The organism is Streptomyces sp. NPDC002742 (assembly GCF_042888885.1).
GTDB lineage: Bacteria > Actinomycetota > Actinomycetes > Streptomycetales > Streptomycetaceae > Streptomyces.
Map to the genome: position 1 here is coordinate 332,662 of NZ_JBIAQF010000006.1, position 18,492 is coordinate 351,153.

Genomic DNA, 18,492 nt, shown 5'->3' on the forward strand with positions numbered 1-18,492 from the left:
CGGACGTCCGGCTCGCGTCGCCCACGCCCTGCGCGGCGATGTGTTCAGTGGTGCTGCTGTTCGGCCTGTATGCGCGCCACATAGGCCGCCGCCTGCGACCGGCGCTGCATTCCCAGTTTGGAGAGCAGGCTCGAAACGTAATTCTTGATCGTTTTCTCGGCGAGGTGCAGTCGTTCTCCGATCAGGCGATTGGTGAGCCCTTCGCCGATCAGGTCGAGGATCTTGCGTTCCTGGTCGGTGAGGCGGGCGAGCCGGTCGTCGCCCCTGGCGCTGCCGCCGTCCCGCAGCCGTTCCAGGACACGCGCGGTGGCCACCGGGTCGAGCAGGGATTTTCCGGCCGCGACATCCCGTACGGCCGTGAGCAGCTCATTGCCGCGGATGGCCTTGAGGACATAGCCCGACGCGCCCGCCATGATCGCGTCGAACAGGGCCTCGTCGTCGGCGTACGAGGTCAGCATCAGGCACTTGACGTCCTCGTTCGCGGAGCGGATCTCGCGGCAGACCTCCACGCCGCTGCCGTCCGGGAGGCGTACGTCCAGGACCGCCACGTCCGGGCGGGTGGCCGGGATCCGGACCAGTGCGTCGGCCGCCGTACCGGCCTCCCCGACCACCTCGATGTCGTCCTCGGTCGACAGCAGTTCGTGGACTCCGCGACGGACGACTTCGTGGTCATCGAGCAGGAATACGGTGATTTTCCCGATTTCGCGCACGCTGTCAGTCTCACACACGATCATGGGCATTGCCCCAGGTGAACTCTTCCCGAGCCCGGGGTGGCCGGGATAACGTGCCGGTGTTCCGGCCCCCTGCAAGGCTGTGACCAGTGCTGTGACCAGCGACTGTTCCCGATCTGCTCGATCTAGTAGGAAATCCACGTATCCAAGTACTTGGATTTCCTATCAAAATCGCAGGTCAGGAGGGGTTTCACAGAATTGTGAAGCACTGGGTAACGTGACTGTTGCAGGGCGCTCGCCGGGGCACCTGTCACGCCTGTTCCCGGCCGAGTGGCACCCACCCCGTGCACGGGTGCCGGAACAGGCGAGCCGCTCCCCCGAGCTCAAACCGCGAGCGAGGGGGACCCCAGCCTTCCGGCAACCCCGGGGGCCGGACCGACGGAGGAGCACACGTGACCGTGGAGAGCACTGCCGGGCGCAAGCCGCGACGCAGCGCCGGTACGAAGAGCGCCGCGAGCGCCGGTACGACCGGCACCAAGAGCGCCGCGAGCAGGAGCGCCGGCGCGGCCGCGAAGAGGTCGCCCGGGGCGACCGGCGGCGAGCCGGAGCTCATTCAGCTGCTGACCCCGGAAGGCAAGCGGGTCAAGGACGCCACGTACGACCCGTACGTCGCCGACATCACCCCCGACGACCTGCGCGGCCTGTACCGGGACATGGTCCTGAGCCGCCGATTCGACGCGGAGGCCACCTCTCTGCAGCGCCAGGGCGAGCTGGGCCTGTGGGCCTCGATGCTCGGCCAGGAGGCCGCCCAGATCGGTTCGGGCCGGGCCACCCGCGACGACGACTACGTCTTCCCGACCTACCGCGAGCACGGCGTCGCATGGTGCCGCGGCGTCGACCCGACGAACCTGCTCGGCATGTTCCGGGGTGTGAACAACGGCGGCTGGGACCCGAACGGCAACAACTTCCACCTGTACACGATCGTCATCGGCTCGCAGACGCTGCACGCCACCGGCTATGCCATGGGCATCGCCAAGGACGGTGCAGACTCGGCCGTGATCGCGTACTTCGGGGACGGCGCCTCCAGCCAGGGCGACGTCCTTGAGGCATTCAACTTCGGGGCGGTCTACAACGCGCCCGTCGTGTTCTTCTGCCAGAACAACCAGTGGGCGATCTCCGAGCCGACCGAGCGCCAGATGCGCGTGCCGCTGTACCAGCGCGCGCAGGGCTTCGGCTTCCCCGGCGTCCGCGTCGACGGCAACGACGTCCTCGCCTGCCTGGCGGTCACCAAGTGGGCGCTGGAGCGGGCCCGCAGCGGCGAGGGCCCGACCCTGGTCGAGGCGTACACCTACCGCATGGGCGCGCACACCACCTCCGACGACCCGACCAAGTACCGGGCCGACGAGGAGCGCGAGGCGTGGGAGGCGAAGGACCCGATCCTGCGCCTGCGGGCCTACCTGGAGGCGGCGGGCCACGCCGACGAGACGTTCTTCGCGGAACTCGAGACCGAGAGCGAAGCGTTGGGCAAGCGGGTGCGCGAAGTCGTACGGGCCATGCCGGACCCGGACAAATTCGCCATCTTCGAGAACGTGTACGCGGACGGGCACGCGCTCGTCGACGAGGAGCGCGCCCAGTTCGCCGCCTACCAGGCGTCGTTCGCGGACGCAGGGGAGGGCAAGTAGCCATGGCGACCGAAAAGATGGCGCTGGCCAAGGCGATCAACGAATCGCTGCGCACGGCCCTCGACGCCGACCCCAAGGTCCTCATCATGGGCGAGGACGTCGGCAAGCTCGGCGGTGTCTTCCGGGTCACCGACGGACTCCAGAAGGACTTCGGCGAGGACCGGGTCATCGACACCCCGCTCGCCGAGTCGGGCATCGTCGGCACCGCGATCGGCCTGGCCCTGCGCGGCTACCGCCCGGTCGTGGAGATCCAGTTCGACGGATTCGTCTTCCCGGCGTACGACCAGATCGTCACCCAGCTCGCGAAGATGCACGCGCGGGCGCTGGGCAAGATCAAGCTCCCCGTCGTCATCCGCATCCCGTACGGCGGCGGCATCGGTGCCGTCGAGCACCACTCGGAGTCCCCCGAGGCGCTCTTCGCGCACGTCGCGGGCCTGAAGGTGGTCTCCCCGTCGAACGCCGACGACGCCTACTGGATGATGCAGCAGGCCATCCAGAGCGACGACCCGGTGATCTTCTTCGAGCCGAAGCGGCGCTACTGGGACAAGGCCGAGGTCAACAAGGACGCCATCCCCGGCCCGCTCCACAAGGCGCGGGTGGCACGCGAGGGCGCTGACCTCACCCTGGTCGCGTACGGCCCGATGGTGAAGGTCTGCCTGGAGGCCGCCGCTGCCGCCCAGGAGGAAGGCAAGTCGATCGAGGTCCTGGACCTGCGCTCGATGTCGCCGATCGACTTCGACTCCATCCAGGCCTCGGTCGAGAAGACCCGCCGCCTGGTCGTGGTGCACGAGGCCCCGGTGTTCCTCGGGACGGGCGCGGAGATCGCGGCCCGCATCACCGAGCGGTGCTTCTACCACCTGGAAGCGCCCGTCCTGCGGGTCGGCGGCTATCACGCCCCGTACCCGCCGGCCCGCCTGGAGGACGAGTACCTTCCGGGCCTGGACCGCGTGCTCGACGCCGTCGACCGCTCGCTGGCGTACTGAGGAGAGAGTCGTGACGACGATGACTGAGAACGCGTCGGGACTCCGCGAGTTCAAGATGCCCGACGTGGGCGAGGGACTCACCGAGGCGGAGATCCTCAAGTGGTACGTCCAGCCCGGTGACACGGTCACCGACGGCCAGGTGGTCTGCGAGGTCGAGACCGCCAAGGCAGCGGTCGAACTGCCGATCCCCTTCAACGGTGTGGTGGCCGAGCTCCACTTCCCCGAGGGCACGACGGTGGACGTCGGCCAGGTGATCATCGCGGTGGACGTGTCCGGTGGGGCGGCGCCCGCGCAGGCGGCTCCGGTCGCCGCGCCGGCAGCCGCTGCTCCCGCCGCTCCCGCCGCCCCGGTGGCGGAGGCGGCCCCCGCCGAGGAGGCCAAGCCCGAGGGCCGCAAGCCGGTCCTCGTCGGGTACGGCGTGGCGGAGGCCTCCACCAAGCGGCGCCCCCGCAAGGGCGCCGAGGTCCCGGCCCAGGAGAGCGAGACGCTCTACGCGGCCACCGCGATCCAGGGCGAGCTCAACGGCCACGGGCCCGCCGACCGGCAGCGGCCGCTCGCCAAGCCCCCGGTCCGCAAGCTCGCCAAGGACCTCGGGGTCGACCTGGCGACGGTCACCCCGTCGGGCCCGGACGGCATCATCACGCGGGAGGACGTGCACGCGGCGGCAGCCCCGGCGCCGGCACCCGCTCCGGTCGCCGCCCCGGCCCCGGCTCCGCAGGCCCCGGCCCCCGTCCAGCCGCAGGTTCCGGCCCCGGCCGCGTCGTACGACGGCGCGCGGGAGACCCGGATCCCGGTCAAGGGTGTCCGCAAGGCGATCGCCACCGCGATGGTGGGCTCGGCGTTCACCGCGCCGCACGTCACCGAGTTCGTGACGCTCGACGTGACGCGCACGATGCGCCTGGTCGAGGAGCTCAAGCAGGACAAGGACATGCAGGGGCTGCGGGTCAATCCGCTGCTGCTCGTCGCCAAGGCCCTGCTGGTCGCGATCAAGCGCAACCCGGCCGTCAACGCGTCCTGGGACGAGGCCGACCAGGAGATCGTCCAGAAGCACTACGTGAACCTGGGCATCGCCGCCGCCACCCCCCGCGGTCTGATCGTGCCGAACATCAAGGACGCCCACACCAAGACCCTGCCGCAGCTGGCCGAGTCGCTGGGCGAACTGGTGGCCACGGCCCGTGAGGGCAAGACCTCACCGGCCGCGATGCAGGGCGGCACGGTGACGATCACCAACGTCGGCGTCTTCGGCGTCGACACGGGCACGCCGATCCTCAACCCCGGTGAGTCCGCGATCCTCGCGGTGGGCGCGATCAAGCTCCAGCCCTGGGTGCACAAGGGCAAGGTCAAGCCCCGTCAGGTCACGACGCTGGCGCTCTCCTTCGACCACCGCCTGGTCGACGGCGAACTCGGCTCCAGGGTCCTCGCCGACACGGCGGCCGTCCTGGAGCAGCCCAAGCGGCTGATCACCTGGGCGTGAGAGCCGGACTGACCGGATAGAGTCGGGACAGAGGGGGCCGGCCGCAAATTCGTCTTGCGGCCGACCCCCTCTGTCCATGCCCGATCAGGGACGGTTGAGCACGTAGACCGGTGCCCCGTCCTCGCTACCACCCCGGGAGTGGATGCAAGCGTGCTTGCGCAGCATGCGCAGGCATTCGTTGACCCGATGCACCGAGAGTCCGGTACGCGCCGCGAGGGATTCGCGCTGCACCTCGATCATGGTCTGCTGCATGTCCAGCATGGTCCGCTGCAAGGCGAGTGATTCGTGCTGGGTGACGACCAGCTGTTCGTCCGCCTGAAGGTTGCGTTCCTCGAGCCGGACGATCGCGTCGGCGACCTGCTGCGGCATCGCGTACGCGATGGGGGCGCCCGGATCGGCGGGCTGCACCTCGGCCTCCTCAAGGGTGTAGGACCCCTCGCGCTGCACGGTCTCGATCACCTCGGCGCACCACTGTTTGAAGGGTACGCAGGCGGGCTTGGTGCATCCGTTGACGAGGAGGATAAGACCCTGGAGGTCGATCAGCTGCAAGTCTCGACGCCAGTTCCTACCTGCTGGAATGCTGAGACCGTGACTTCCAGTCACTGTCTCGAGACGGTCTCGGTGGTCCGCTGCGGAACGTAGGGCGGAGGAATTCGAATATGCCAGCCGGCTCAATGATGTTCAGCATTGCGGCTGAATCGCCGTCTTGGAGTAGTCCGAACGGCTGATCGCCGGGGTGCGGGACGGGCGGTCCGGAACGCCGGAGGGGCCCGCCGCGCACCGCCCGGCAGGCCCCTCTTTCGGTCTGTACTTCTGCACTCTGTACTTCTGTGCTCGCGCGCCTTACCTGGCGAAGCTGTAGTTCAGCAGCTTCTTCGCGTCCGCTGTACGGACGGTGACCGACGTGGAGGCGAGCACCGTACCGATGATCGTCTTGCCGCTACGGGTGGCGGCGAAGACGAGGCAGTACTTCGCCTCGGGGCCCGAGCCGGTCTTGATGCCGATCGTGCCGGAGTAGCCGGTCAGTAGCGGCTTGTTGGTGTTCTCCCACGTGTAGTAGCGGTAGCCGCCACTCGCGGTCGTCACCTTCTGCTTGGTGCTCACGGTCTTGACGACTGTCTTGAACGTGGAGCTCTTCATGGCGCTGCTGGCGAGCTTCGTCAGGTCGCGCGGCGTCGAGTAGTTCGCACCGTGACCGACGCCGTCGAACGAGTCGAAGTGTGTGTGCGTCATGTGCAGGCTTGTCGCGGTCGAGTTCATCTTGCCGATGAACGACTTCACGCGGGCGGCGCGGGTCGAGCCCGAGCCGAACTTGTCGGCGAGCGCGTACGCGGCGTCGCAGCCGGACGGCAGCATCAGACCGTAGAGGAGCTGACGGACGGTGACCTGGTCGCCGACGATCAGGTTGGCCGAGGAGACGTAGCCACTGTCGACGATGTAGTTGCTGTACGCCTTATCGATCTTGACCTTGGCGTCCAGGTTCAGGTTCGGCTGGGACAGCACCACCTTGGCCGTCATGATCTTCGTGGTGGAACCGGTGGACAGCGGCTTGTCCGCATTCTTGTTGTAGAGAGACGCGCCGGTCCCGTTGTTCATGGTGTAGCCGCCCTTGGCGGCGATCGTGGGAGTGGCGACCGCGCCCGCGGGTGCGGCGCCGAAAGCTCCGGCTGCCAGCACGGCGCCGGTCGTGAGGGTCACAGCGGCGGCCCTGCGGAAACGCGTGCCCTTAATGCCGGTAATCAAAATGAACGCTCCGTATGCGCGAAATGCCCCTGGGAGAACGACACATGGCAGTGCCGTCTCACGTTCGGACTCGCGGGAGGCGCAAAGGGATGTACGGCGAATGAGGGGAATCCGTGTGACTTGGGTTACATCTAGGGTCCACGGGGTCCCAGTGGTCCCCGAGGTCCCCGGGGACCACTGGGATCGCCGGTATTGCTCGGGGTCGGCCGGGGTCCGCATGCTGAAATGCCTCCGGGCATGCGTACGTGTTGTATCTATGATGTGCGCATGCCTTCAGCCCCACCCGCGCCGACGCGACCTTCAGTGAAGCAGCCGCCCGCCGCAGACCGCGTCTACGCACACGTCAAACAGGGCGTCCTGGAGCGCCGTTACGAGGGCGGGTCTCTGCTGACCGAGGGCGAACTCGCCGACGCGGTGGGCGTCTCGCGCACCCCGGTCCGTGAGGCACTGCTCCGCCTCGAGGCCGAGGGACTGATCAGGCTCTACCCGAAGAAGGGCGCGCTCGTCCTGCCGGTCTCCGCCCAGGAGATCGCGGACGTGGTCGAGACCCGCCAGCTCGTCGAGGAGCACGCCGCACGCAAGGCCGTACCGGCATCGCCGCAGCTCCTGGCCCGCCTCGAAGAACTGCTCGCGCGGCAGAAGGAGCAGGCCGCCGCCGGGGATCTGGCCGCCGCCGCCGTCACCGACCGCTGCTTCCACGCCGAGATCGTCCGCAGCGGCGGCAACGAGATCCTCTCCCGGCTCTACGACCAGCTCCGCGACCGGCAGTTGAGGATGGGAGTGGCCGTGATGCACGCGCACCCCGACCGGATCACCAAGACGCTCGTCGAGCACGAACAGATCCTCCAGGCGCTGCGCTCCGGCGACGCCGACGCGGTCGTCGGCCTGATCCACGGACACGTCAGCTGGTTCTCCAACCTGGCGCGGGGCGAGGTCCGATGAGCTCCTCGGCCACACTGCCCGGCGATCCGCCCGGCGGCCGGCGCGCGATCGCCGTCTGGGGCATCGGCGTCTCGGTCTACTTCGTCGCGGTCATCTTCCGTACGTCACTGGGGGTGGCCGGACTCGACGCGGCGGACCGGTTCCACGTGGGCGCCTCGGCCCTGTCCACCTTCTCCATCCTCCAGCTCCTCGTGTACGCGGGCATGCAGATACCGGTCGGACTGCTGGTCGACCGGCTCGGCACCAAGAGGGTGCTGACCATCGGCGTGGTGCTGTTCACGGCGGGGCAGCTCGGCTTCGCGTTCTCCCCGTCGTACGGCATGGCGCTCGCCTCGCGCGCCCTGCTGGGCTGCGGTGACGCGATGACGTTCATCAGCGTGCTGCGGCTCGGCACGCGGTGGTTCCCCGCCAGGCGCGGACCGCTCGTCGCGCAGTCCGCGGGTCTGGTCGGCATGGCGGGCAATCTCGTCTCGACGCTCGTGATCGCCCGGCTGCTGCACGGGCTGGGCTGGACGGCCGCGTTCGCCGGCAGCGCCGCGGCCGGTGTGCTCGTCCTCGTCCTCCTGCTGCTGTTCCTGAAGGACCACCCCGAGGGTCACGAGCCGGAACCGTTCCCGCACCGGGGCGCCGCGTACGTCCGCCGGCAGATCGCCGCGTCCTGGCGGGAACCCGGCACCCGGCTCGGTCTGTGGGTGCACTTCACCACGCAGTTCCCGGCGATGGTGTTCCTGCTGCTGTGGGGGATGCCGTTCCTCGTCCAGGCGCAGGGTCTTACGCGCGCCACGGCCGGTGAACTGCTGACGCTCGTCGTCCTGTCCAACATGGTCGTCGGACTGGTGTACGGGCAGATCGTCGCCCGGCACCACACCGCGCGGCTGCCGCTGGCGCTGGGCACGGTCGCGGCGACGGCGTTCGTGTGGGCGGGGGTGCTGGTGTACCCCGGCGAGCACGCGCCGATGTGGGTGCTCATCGTGCTGTGCACCGTGCTCGGGGCCTGCGGTCCGGCCTCGATGCTCGGCTTCGACTTCGCGCGGCCGGCGAATCCGCCGGAGCGTCAGGGGACCGCGTCCGGGATCACCAACATGGGTGGTTTCGTCGCCTCGATGACGACGCTGCTGGCCATCGGCATCCTGCTCGACGCCACCGACGACAACTACCGGATCGCCTTCGCCGCCGTGTTCGTGCTCCAGGCGCTCGGGCTGAGCCAGATCTTCCGGCTGAGGAAGCAGGCGGCCCGCCGGGAGCGGGAGCGGCTGGTGGCCAGCCGGGTGGAAACGGTGCACGTGCCGGCGTGACCGCCGGGGGCATGGCGCCTGGCCGGTACCGGCCCGCCCGATTCGGGGGCCCGCCCGCCGGTACCGGCCCGCCCTGTTCGGGCGTCCGTCGGCGGCCCGGACCCGCTCCGCGAACGCAGGAGAGGCCGAGTCGCTCCTGACGTCCGGGTGGCGCCGGAAAGCCCTCGTCCGTCCTGTGACCGCGCACGAGGGACACGGCTGAGGTCCGGAGACGGCGCCCCGGACTCGGGACGGGACGGACTCGAAAGGTCCCCGTACTTACCCGGAACGGCCTGTACTTACCCGGAACGGCCCCTATTTACGTGAAGGGACTCGTACTTACGGAAGGAGCCCCGGATTCAGGACGGGACGGATCCGGGGACGACAGAGTGAGGCGGCGGGACGAACCCCGTCCCGTCACGGCTTACGGCGTGACGGTGAAGTTGCGCAGGATCGCGGAGGTCAGTTCCGGGTCGCCCTCGGTCTTGATGCGGTCGGACACGGCGTCGGCGTGGACGCGGCCACAGGCGAGCCGGACGAAGGTCTCCCAGTCGAGGGCGAGGCTCGCGGCGGGGCCCAGGGAGGGCGAACCGTCTATCGAGCCGCGCCCGTCGGCGTTGATACGGACCGTGCGGAGGAACTCGACCGGACCGTGCACGTCGAAGACGACCGCGGAGTTCGCCGGCGCCCCCGCGCCCTTGGCGACGACCTTCGGCAGCGCGGCCAGCAGCTCGTCGCGCACGATCTGAGAACCGGGGGAGTCGAGGTTCCCCGGCCGGCCCAGCGTGTACCGCAGGTCCTGCTCGTGCACCCATACGTCGAACGCGCGATTGCGCATCGCCTGTTCGAGGGTGACCTCGGTGCCGAGAGGACCGCGCACCTTGGCGTCGGGCTGCCGCGACTCGTTCCGCAGCTGCCGGTTGCGACGGATGACGGTGTACTCCAGCTCGGAGGTCATCTCCGGCGCCGTGTGGTGGCGGCGCACGTCGACCTGCATCTCCATGTACCGCTGGTGTTCGTTCGTCACGTGGTAGAGATCGCGGGGAAGTGTGTGGATCGGCCGGGGATCGCCGAGCATCTCGCAGTCCAGCCCGATGACATGCGAGACGATGTCGCGGACCGACCAGCCGGGACACGGAGTCCGCCGGTTCCACTCGCCCTCCACAAGCGGCTGCACCAGCTCGGATATCGCTTCGATCGAGTGGGCCCAGGCGTCGGCGTAGGACTGAAGACTCGGATGCAGACTCACGGAACGGGACCCCTCGGGCGGTTGGACGCGGGCAGTGCACAGGCAGCGGGTGTCTTGGGACGCTAAGTTACGCTGCTGTGAGGCACCCCGGCAGTGCTTTCGTGTGACGATCGTAGGCCCGTATCGACGGCTCGAATGCCAGGACGGTGGTAGTGTGCGCGCCTCGCTCCTCCAGATCGACGTAAACGACGACGAATCGGTCGCTTCCCGCAGGCGTCGCGTGGCGGATCTGGTACGGGATCAAGCCGAAGTCGATCTCGTCGTGCTCCCCGAATTGTGGACCGTCGGCGCCTTCGCCTACGAGGAGTTCGGGGCGCGGGCCGAACCGCTCGACGGGCCGACCCACGAGGCGATGAGCAAGGCGGCGAGCGACGCGGGCGTCTGGCTGCACGCGGGCTCGATCCCCGAGCGCGCCGCGTCCGAGGCCGGCTCCGCGACCGAGTCGCCCCTCTACAACACCTCCCTCGTCTACTCCCCCGCAGGTGAACGGGTCGCCGCCTACCGCAAGATCCACCGCTTCGGCTTCGACCAGGGCGAGGCCGTGCTGATGGGCGCGGGCACCGAACTGGTGACCGTGCGGCTGCCGGAGACCGTCCTCGGCGTGGCGACCTGCTACGACCTCCGGTTCCCCGAACTCTTCCGCGGGCTCGTCGACGCGGGGGCGCAGACCTTCGTCGTCCCGGCCGGCTGGCCCGAACGGCGCCGCGCCCACTGGACCCTGCTGGCACAGGCACGCGCCGTCGAGAACCAGGCGTACGTCCTCGCCTGTGGAACGGCCGGTACGCACGCGGGAGTTCCCCAGGCAGGTCACTCGATCGTGGTCGACCCGTGGGGGGAGGTCCTCGCCGAGGCGGGCCCGGACGAGGAGATCCTCACGGTGGACTTCGACCCGGCGAAGGTAGCGACGACCCGGGAACAGTTCCCGGCCCTGAAGGACCGGCTGCTGGGTCTGGAGACTCCCCGCCGCTGACGGGCGGCGGCAGGACCGGCCCACCCGCGCGGCCGGTCGTCCCCGCTGCCGCCCCCTGCTGTGCTGCCGGCCGTCCGCTGCCGGCCGTCCTGCCGGCCTCCTGCTGTCGGCCGTCCTGCCGACCACCTGCTTTCGGGCGCCGCTGTCGGTCGTCCCTGTCAGTCGTCCCCCCGCTCCTTCTCCGCCAGATGGATCACGCACACCGCCACCGCGATGAGCAGCGCCGGATCGGCGTCCTCCCGTACGACGTCGACGCCGTAGGTGTCGCGGATGTGGAGCCAGCGGCGGGAGATCTGGGCGAGGAGTTCGTTGTCGTAGTCGACGGCGAACTCCCGGTCGAGGATCTTGCCGCTGACGTCGAGTTCGGTGCCGTCGACCAGGGACACGCGATAGTGGTTGCGGAGCAGGGACAGACGTTTGCGCTTGATGGTCGCGAGCGGTTCGCCGTCCCGCTCGATGATCATCGTGTCGCGCAGCGCGAGCATCTTCTGGTGGATGTCGATCAGGACGCGTCCGCTGGTGTCCTTCAGCTCGAAGGTGTCCCGCAGCCGCATGGCCTTGCCGTCGACGAGGAAGACCTTGTTGCCGTGGTCGTCCTCGATCCAGTAGTCGTCACCGAAACCGAGCAGCCGGTCGCGTACGAGGTATCTCATGCCATGACCGGTTCCCCGGTGGGCGGTCCGAAACGCCGCCGGTAGGCCGACGGGCTGAGTCCGGTCGCCCGGCGCACCCGCTCGCGCAGGTTCGCGGCGGTCCCGAGCCCGCTGCGGTCCGCCACCACGGCGAGCCGGCGCTCGCCGCGTTCGATGAGCCGGCAGGCCAGGGCGACCCGCTCCGCCGTCAGCCACGCCAGCGGTGTCGTGCCGAGCTGGGCGCGGAAGCGGCGGTGCAGCGTCGCCGGGCTGACCGCGGCGCGAGCCGCCAGGTCGCCGACCGTCAGCGGCTCACCGAGCCGCTCCTGTGCCCAGGCCAGCAGGGGTGCCAGCGACTCGTCGGGTACGTCGGGCAGCGGCCGCTGTACGAACTGGCGCTGGCCCCCGTCCCGGTGCGCGGCGAAGACCAGCCGGCGCGACACCGCGTTGGCGGTCTCCGCGCCGTGGTCACGCCGTACGAGGTGCAGTCCGAGATCGAGCGCGGCCGCGCTGCCCGCCGCCGTCAGCACGTCCCCCTCGTCCACGAAGAGCACGTCCGGATCCAGCAGCACCTTCGGATGGAGCTCCCGGAAGGCGTTCGTCCACCGCCAGTGGGTGGTGGCCCGCCGCCCGTCGAGCAGCCCCGCCTCGGCGAGCGCGAAGCTTCCGGTGCAGAAGCTCACCACCCGGGCTCCGCGCGCGTGGCTTCGCCGGATGGCGTCCAGGACGACGGCCCTGCGCGGTACGACGTTGTCGGGCCGGCCGGGGACGACGAGGGTGTCGGCGTCGTCCACCGCGTCGAGGCCGGGTACTCCGCTCAAGGTGAAGAACCCGTGGTTCATCCGGACACCGGGCGTGGGAGTGCACAGGGTCAGCTCGTAGAGCGGCTCCGGCCGCCCCAGCTCGGGCCGGGGAAGCCCGAACAGCTCCGTCGCGACGCCGACTTCGAAGGGGTTCGTCCCCTCGTCGACGATCACGGCGACGCGATGCGGCCGACGCGACGGCGGTTCTCCCCGCCCCGGCGCGTGGGAGATCTCCCGATCGAGCGATGAGTGCGATGGGTGCGAGGATCCTTGCGGCATAAGCGATTTCTAGCACTCGCGGGTGGGCGGCGGAGTACCGAGGATGAGCGCATGACCAGCGAATCCGCCCGACGCGGCGAACCCGTCTCCCTCGCCGCCGCCCTCACCTCCTTCACCGACCTGTGGAGCCCCCGCATCGTGACGGCCGTCAACGACTACGACGTGCGCGTCGCGAAGGTCGAGGGCGAGCACGTCTGGCACGTGCACGATCACACGGACGAGTTCTTCCTGGTCCTGGAGGGTGAGCTGACCATCGCGCTCCGGGAACCGGCCGGTGAGCGGACCGTCGTCCTCCCCAAGGGCTCCGTCTACACCGTCCCGCGCGGAACCGAGCACAAGCCGTCCGCCCCCGGCGGCGCCGCGATCCTCCTCTTCGAACCCACCGGCACCCTCACCGTCGGCGACCGCCACGACGAGGTCCCGGCCCATGTGGACGCTACGACGGGCCATGACCTGGACTGACGACGACGCCTTCGGCCGGACCGTGGCGGCCACCGCCCGGCCGGTTGCCGGTGCCGGGTGGCACCCTTGATCCATGAACGACTCCGCCCAGGCAGCCGCGTCGACCCCCGCCCGCCGTCGTGCCCGCGTCCGCGCCCCCGAGCTGATCGGCAAGGGGGGCTGGCTGAACACGGGAGACCAGCAGTACACCCTCGCCGACCTGCGAGGGCGCGTTGTTCTGCTCGATTTTTGGACCTTCTGCTGCATCAACTGTCTGCACGTCCTGGACGAGTTGCGGGAGTTGGAGGAGAAGCACCGGGACACCGTGGTGATCATCGGGGTGCACTCGCCGAAGTTCGTGCACGAGGCTGAGCATCAGGCGGTCGTCGACGCCGTGGAGCGGTACGGGGTGGAGCACCCGGTTCTCGACGACCCGGAGCTCGCGACCTGGAAGCAGTACGCCGTGCGGGCCTGGCCGACGCTCGTGGTGATCGATCCCGAGGGGTACGTCGTCGCCCAGCACGCCGGTGAGGGGCATGCGCACGCCATCGAGCGGCTGGTGGAGGAGCTGGCGGCCGAGCACGAGGCGAAGGGCACCCTGCGGCGCGGTGACGGGCCGTACGTGGCGCCCGAGCCCGAGCCGACCGTGCTGCGCTTCCCGGGCAAGGCGCTCGCCCTGCCCGGCGGAAATCTGCTGGTCAGCGACACGACCCGGCATCAGCTGGTGGAGCTGGCGGAGGACGCCGAGACCGTCGTACGGCGTATCGGATCCGGCGTGCGGGGCTTCGCGGACGGCGGTGCCGAGGAGGCGGGGTTCAGCGAGCCGCAGGGGCTCGCGCTGCTCGACGAGGGCGCGGTCGTCGTCGCGGACACCGTGAACCACGCGCTGCGCCGGGTCGATCTGGCGACCGGCGCGGTCAGCACCCTCGCGGGCACCGGCCGCCAGTGGTGGCAGGGATCGCCGACGTCGGGACCGGCGCGCGAGGTCGATCTGTCCTCGCCGTGGGACGTGGCCCTGTTCGGCGGGAAGGTCTGGATCGCCATGGCGGGTGTGCACCAGTTGTGGACGTACGACCCGGCCGCGGAGACCGTCGGGGTCGCCGCGGGCACGACGAACGAGGGGCTGGTCGACGGGCCGGGGCCCGAGGCCTGGTTCGCGCAGCCGTCGGGGCTCGCCGCGACCGAGGACCGGCTCTGGCTGGCCGACTCCGAGACCTCGGCACTGCGCTGGGTCGACCGGGACGGGACCGTGCGCACCGCCGTCGGCACCGGGCTCTTCGACTTCGGGCACCGCGACGGGGCCGCCGGACAGGCGCTGCTCTAGCATCCGTTGGGCGTCACCGCGCTGCCCGACGGCTCGGTCGCGGTCAGCGACACGTACAACCACGCGCTGCGCCGCTACGACCCGGCGACGGGTGAGGTGACCACGCTGGCCACGGATCTGCGGGAGCCGAGCGACGCCGTGCTCGTCGGGGACGACATCGTGGTGGTGGAGTCCGCCGGGCACCGGCTGACCCGGCTGCGGCTGCCCGAGGAGGCCGTACGGGTGGCGTCGGTCGCGCATCGGACCCAGCGCGCGGCCACCGATGTCGCCCCGGGAACCGTCCGGTTGGACGTGATCTTCCAGGCCCCGGCGGGACAGAAGCTGGACACCCGGTACGGCCCCTCCACCCGGCTGCTCGTCTCCGCCACCCCGCCGGAGCTGCTGCTCGCGGGCGAGGGAGCCGGCACCGATCTCTCACGGACGGTCGAGCTGAACCCGGCTGTCCCGGAGGGTGTGCTGCACGTGTCGGCGATGGCCGCTTCCTGCGACGACGATCCGGACAACGAGTACCCGGCGTGCCATGTCCACCAGCAGGACTGGGGTGTGCCGGTGCGCCTCTCCGAAGGCGGTGCGGACCGGTTGCCCCTGGTCCTCGCGGGCATGGACGACCGGGAGACCGTTGAGGGCGCCTGACCGTTCGGGGCGTCCGACCGTTCGGGGTGCCTGACCGTTCGGGGTGCCCGTCGGCTCAGCGCCCGCGTCGGCGCGGCGTCAGTTTGAACACGGCCATGCAGGCCGCCACCAGCGTGGTGGCGGCCACGACCAGCGCCATGTTGTTCATCCACGTCCCCCCGGTGGAGGCCACCGCGGCCCCGCCCGCTCCGGCGGTGCTGGCACTCATCAATTTCATGTACATGGTCGTTCTCCTTGGCGTGCTCTTGCGGTGGGACGAAGGGGAGGGCGGCTCACGTTGCCACCCACTTCTCCTCGCTGCGGCGCATCAGACCCCACAGCGAGGTGAAGTAGACGGCGTGCTGGAACATGTCGTAGAGCATCTCCGGGATCAGCAGCGCGGCCACCAGAACGGCCCGGGGTCCGGCGCGGCGTACGGAGACGGTCTTCTCGACGAAGAAGATCAGGCCGATCGCCGTCCAGAACGGCGAGAGGCCGGGCCAGCCGTACAACGTCGTGTACGCGGCCATGTAGGTGAGGTAGACGAACAAGGCCAGCGCGCCGAAGCCCATCAGGAACTGCTGCAGGAAGTAGCGGGCGGTGACCCGGGTCCAGCCGTAGTCGCGGAGGTTCTCCAGGGCGCCCCGCTGCCAGCGCAGCCGCTGGTGCCACAGCTTGGGCAGGGTGGTCATGACCTCGGTGGTGACCGCGCAGCCGGCCGGGGACATGGCCCGGTAGCCGAGGGTCTTGACGGCCTTGGTCATCTCGTCGTCCTCGGTGAGCGAGGCCAGGCTGTAGTAGCTGGTGCCGCCGCCGATCCGGCCGGAGAGGCGGGCGGCGCGCACCTCGCGCAGCACCTGGGCCCGGAACACCGTTCCGGTGCCGGTGAGTACCTGGGCCTTGCCGCCGGTGCGTTCCAGCTCCCAGGCGTAGCGGTGGAACTCCATGCGCTGGAGCTGGCCGAGGAATCCGCCGCCCGCCTCGCCGTAGAAGACGCCGCCGACGGCGCCGACCTCGTGGCTGAAGGTGGCGAGGGCGGTCTCGACGAACCTGGGGTTCAGGACGGTGTCCGCGTCCTGGACCAGCAACAGGTCGTGGTCGTCGAGACGGGGCAGCGTCCAGGCGATGGCCTGGTTGAGGGCTCCGGCCTTCTTGTGGGTGTTGCCCTCGCTGTGGAAGACCTGGGCGCCGTGGGCGGCGGCCACGGTGGCGGTGTCGTCGGTGCAGTTGTCGGCCACCACCACGATCAGGTCGGGACGCCGGGTCTGCTGCCACAGTCCGTCGATGGCGGCGGCTATGCGGTCCTGCTCGTTGTGGGCCGGGATCAGCACCACGAGACGGGGACCGTCGGCCGGTTCCTCGTCGGCGGCGTGGCGCCGCGGACGGGGGATCAGCGAGCCACTCGCGCCTGCGTCGGCGGAGAGACCGCCGGACAGTGTCGGACCGTGCACAGCGGACTCCCATATCGTGAAGGATTGTCTGGCCCGTTATGGCCTCAGGAGTGACAATTCTTCACGATATGGGCACATTTTGACAGATGGCCGAAGGGTGCCTTCTGTCACGTATTGTCCTTATTCGCCCCTGAAATATCCCTAGTTCGTGATGTGGCTCATATGCCGTAGCCGTCGGAATAGCCGTTCCGGTGGTGTCGCTCGTCCTCCACGACGGTCGCGCTCGGCGGTACGACCACGCGCCTGCGCCTGGCGATGCTGCCGAAGCTCGCCACACCGATCAGTCCGGCGATCATGAGGATCACGCCGACCACGTGAAGGTCGACCCCCTGCATGTGCCAGTCGGTCGCGAACGTGAGAATCGCCCCTGCGGCGATCAGGATGATGCATCCGCCCAGGCCCATGGGTGTCGCCTCCTTGAAGTAGCAACGCGGAGTCATTCCGGGCCCGTTCCGGGTACCCGGGACCCCGCGAGCCATGCGGAGGCGATCCCTCACGTCTCGGCCCGCCGTTCCTCGCGGTGGCGTGCCGAACCGCCCTCACGCGGTGGGGGGTTGGCTCTCCAGGAACGCCACCAGCGCGTTGGCCAGCAGGAACGGGTCGTCGGAGCCGCAGAGTTCGCGGGCGCTGTGCATGGAGAGGATGGCCACGCCGATGTCGACCGTCTTGATGCCGTGCCGGGCCGCCGTGATGGGGCCGATGGTGGTGCCGCAGGGCATCGAGTTGTTGGAGACGAAGGACTGGACGGGAACGCCGGCCTTGTCGCAGGCGGCGGCGAACACGGCGCGGCCCGAACCGTCCGTGGCGTAGCGGTTGTTGACGTTCACCTTGAGGATGGGACCGCCGTTGGCGCGCGGGTGGTGCGTCGGGTCGTGCCGCTCGGCGTAGTTGGGGTGCACGGCGTGGCCGGTGTCGGAGGACAGGCAGATGGTGCCGGCGAAGGCGCGCGCCCGGTCTTCGTAGGAGCCGCCGCGGGCGAAGACGGAACGTTCCAGCACACCGCCGAGCAGCGGCCCGTCGGCGCCGGTGTCGCTCTGCGAACCGTTCTCCTCGTGGTCGAAGGCGGCGAGGACCGGGATGTACGAGAGCCCGGAGTCGGCCGCCGTGACCGCGGCCAGCGCGGCCGTGGCGGCGTGCACGGACAGCAGGTTGTCCATGCGCGGCCCGGCGAGCAGCTCCTTGTCGCGGCCCAGATAGGAGGGGGGTTCGATGGAGTGGGTCATCAGATCCCAGCCGGTGACCTCGCCCGCGGGCAGCCCGGACTCCTCCTCCAGGAAGGAGATCAGATCGCCGTCGCGGGTGTCGCCGAGTCCCCAGACGGGCTGGAGGTGCCGCTGCTTGTCGAGCTTGAGTCCGTCGCTGCTGACGGACCGGTCCAGGTGAATGGCGAGCTGGGGCACGCGCAGCAGGGCGCGGTCGATGTTGACCAGCCGGGTCGAGCCGTCCCGCAGCGACAGGCGTCCGGCCAGGCCCAGGTCCCGGTCGAGCCAGGAGTTCAGCAGCGGCCCGCCGTAGATCTCCACGGCCACCTGCCGCCAGCCGTGCGCGCCGGTGTCCGGCAGGGGCTTGACCCGCAGGTTCGGGGAGTCGGTGTGCGCGCCGATGATCCGGAACGGAGTGTGCGGTTCGGCGCCCTCCGGCACGTACCAGGCGATGACGGCCCCTCCGCGCAGCACGTACTTCCCGCCGCTGGTGCCCTCCCACGCGTCGGTCTCGGCGACCTGACGGAATCCGGCCTTCTCCAGCCGCTCGGCGGCACTCGCCACGGCGTGGTACGGCGTCGGGCTCGCCGCGAGGAAGGACATGAGGTCGTCGGTGTGGCCGCGATCGAAGCGGGTGGGTGCACTCATGGGTTCACCTTAACGACGCACGAGGGCCCGCTCCCGGGGTTGGGAGCGGGCCCTCGTAAGGGGGATGTGAAGGGTGGACACCTTGGGACACCTGACCCGGTGGGCAGGTCCG

17 protein-coding genes and 1 pseudogene are annotated in these 18,492 nt (G+C 69.9%); 8 read left to right on the top strand and 10 right to left on the bottom strand.

All coding sequences use genetic code 11. From position 1 onward, the window contains the following. Positions 1-44: 44 nt before the first annotated feature. The gene (locus tag ACFYW8_RS13165) at positions 45-710 is read right to left on the bottom strand and encodes a response regulator (protein ID WP_389072073.1); all 666 of its coding nucleotides are present in this window, start codon (positions 708-710) and stop codon (positions 45-47) included. 413 nt (positions 711-1,123) lie between these two features. On the opposite strand from ACFYW8_RS13165, the gene pdhA reads away from it, so the two are divergent. Genes pdhA through ACFYW8_RS13180 form a run of 3 tightly spaced genes read left to right on the top strand, consistent with a single transcriptional unit; the run spans position 1,124 to position 4,810 of the window. Beyond that, positions 1,124-2,353: a pyruvate dehydrogenase (acetyl-transferring) E1 component subunit alpha gene (gene pdhA / locus ACFYW8_RS13170; protein WP_389072078.1), complete on the top strand. Its 1,230-nt coding sequence runs from the start codon at positions 1,124-1,126 to the stop codon at positions 2,351-2,353. Between the two features lie 2 nt (positions 2,354-2,355). Then, on the top strand, positions 2,356-3,336 hold the full coding sequence (locus ACFYW8_RS13175; RefSeq protein ID WP_389072081.1) for an alpha-ketoacid dehydrogenase subunit beta: 981 nt from the start codon (positions 2,356-2,358) through the stop codon (positions 3,334-3,336). Positions 3,337-3,346: 10 nt separating this feature from the next. Next, positions 3,347-4,810, top strand: coding sequence for a dihydrolipoamide acetyltransferase family protein (locus ACFYW8_RS13180; RefSeq protein ID WP_389072086.1), 1,464 nt, complete (start codon positions 3,347-3,349; stop codon positions 4,808-4,810). A gap of 84 nt (positions 4,811-4,894) precedes the next feature. Here the strand turns inward: ACFYW8_RS13180 and ACFYW8_RS13185 are convergent, their stop codons facing one another. Together ACFYW8_RS13185 and ACFYW8_RS13190 are read right to left on the bottom strand one after the other, a co-directional pair. Further along, on the bottom strand, positions 4,895-5,485 hold the full coding sequence (locus ACFYW8_RS13185) for a Bro-N domain-containing protein (RefSeq protein WP_389072090.1): 591 nt from the start codon (positions 5,483-5,485) through the stop codon (positions 4,895-4,897). Between the two features lie 168 nt (positions 5,486-5,653). Continuing rightward, a complete protein-coding gene (locus ACFYW8_RS13190) occupies positions 5,654-6,553 on the bottom strand; it encodes a D-alanyl-D-alanine carboxypeptidase family protein (RefSeq protein WP_389072095.1) in 900 nt (299 codons plus the stop codon). A 267-nt stretch (positions 6,554-6,820) separates the two neighbouring features. On the opposite strand from ACFYW8_RS13190, the gene ACFYW8_RS13195 reads away from it, so the two are divergent. Next, on the top strand, positions 6,821-7,495 hold the full coding sequence (locus ACFYW8_RS13195) for a GntR family transcriptional regulator (protein WP_365869279.1): 675 nt from the start codon (positions 6,821-6,823) through the stop codon (positions 7,493-7,495). Then, positions 7,492-8,790 (top strand): nitrate/nitrite transporter, encoded by a 1,299-nt coding sequence (locus ACFYW8_RS13200; protein WP_389072100.1) that lies wholly within the window; start codon positions 7,492-7,494, stop codon positions 8,788-8,790. The genes ACFYW8_RS13195 and ACFYW8_RS13200 overlap by 4 nt, the downstream gene beginning before the upstream one ends. A gap of 403 nt (positions 8,791-9,193) precedes the next feature. Here the strand turns inward: ACFYW8_RS13200 and ACFYW8_RS13205 are convergent, their stop codons facing one another. Continuing rightward, positions 9,194-10,018, bottom strand: a complete 825-nt coding sequence (locus tag ACFYW8_RS13205) for a maleylpyruvate isomerase family mycothiol-dependent enzyme (protein ID WP_389072103.1) — start codon at positions 10,016-10,018, stop codon at positions 9,194-9,196. 154 nt (positions 10,019-10,172) lie between these two features. Between ACFYW8_RS13205 and ACFYW8_RS13210 the strand changes: the two genes are divergently transcribed. Next, positions 10,173-10,988: a carbon-nitrogen family hydrolase gene (locus tag ACFYW8_RS13210; protein ID WP_365869275.1), complete on the top strand. Its 816-nt coding sequence runs from the start codon at positions 10,173-10,175 to the stop codon at positions 10,986-10,988. 158 nt (positions 10,989-11,146) lie between these two features. Here ACFYW8_RS13210 and ACFYW8_RS13215 read toward each other — a convergent pair whose 3' ends face one another. Beyond that, positions 11,147-11,641, bottom strand: coding sequence for an LURP-one-related/scramblase family protein (locus ACFYW8_RS13215; RefSeq protein WP_389072112.1), 495 nt, complete (start codon positions 11,639-11,641; stop codon positions 11,147-11,149). Beyond that, a complete protein-coding gene (locus ACFYW8_RS13220; protein ID WP_389072116.1) occupies positions 11,638-12,702 on the bottom strand; it encodes a GlxA family transcriptional regulator in 1,065 nt (354 codons plus the stop codon). The genes ACFYW8_RS13215 and ACFYW8_RS13220 overlap by 4 nt, the downstream gene beginning before the upstream one ends. 51 nt (positions 12,703-12,753) lie before the next feature. On the opposite strand from ACFYW8_RS13220, the gene ACFYW8_RS13225 reads away from it, so the two are divergent. Next, complete coding sequence (locus tag ACFYW8_RS13225; protein WP_389072122.1) at positions 12,754-13,164, top strand: cupin domain-containing protein; 411 nt, start codon at positions 12,754-12,756, stop codon at positions 13,162-13,164. A gap of 73 nt (positions 13,165-13,237) precedes the next feature. Further along, positions 13,238-15,100: pseudogene (locus ACFYW8_RS13230) on the top strand (thioredoxin-like domain-containing protein). A 55-nt stretch (positions 15,101-15,155) separates the two neighbouring features. Here the strand turns inward: ACFYW8_RS13230 and ACFYW8_RS13235 are convergent. The 4 genes from ACFYW8_RS13235 to ACFYW8_RS13250 all read right to left on the bottom strand — a co-directional run bounded on the left by ACFYW8_RS13235 (position 15,156) and on the right by ACFYW8_RS13250 (position 18,380). Continuing rightward, the gene (locus tag ACFYW8_RS13235) at positions 15,156-15,323 is read right to left on the bottom strand and encodes a hypothetical protein (protein ID WP_365869270.1); all 168 of its coding nucleotides are present in this window, start codon (positions 15,321-15,323) and stop codon (positions 15,156-15,158) included. 49 nt (positions 15,324-15,372) lie between these two features. Then, complete coding sequence (locus tag ACFYW8_RS13240) at positions 15,373-16,470, bottom strand: glycosyltransferase (protein WP_389072556.1); 1,098 nt, start codon at positions 16,468-16,470, stop codon at positions 15,373-15,375. A 218-nt stretch (positions 16,471-16,688) separates the two neighbouring features. Further along, positions 16,689-16,934: a DUF6458 family protein gene (locus ACFYW8_RS13245; protein WP_365869269.1), complete on the bottom strand. Its 246-nt coding sequence runs from the start codon at positions 16,932-16,934 to the stop codon at positions 16,689-16,691. Between the two features lie 135 nt (positions 16,935-17,069). Next, positions 17,070-18,380, bottom strand: a complete 1,311-nt coding sequence (locus ACFYW8_RS13250) for a M18 family aminopeptidase (protein ID WP_389072132.1) — start codon at positions 18,378-18,380, stop codon at positions 17,070-17,072. Between the last annotated feature and the right edge of the window lie 112 nt (positions 18,381-18,492).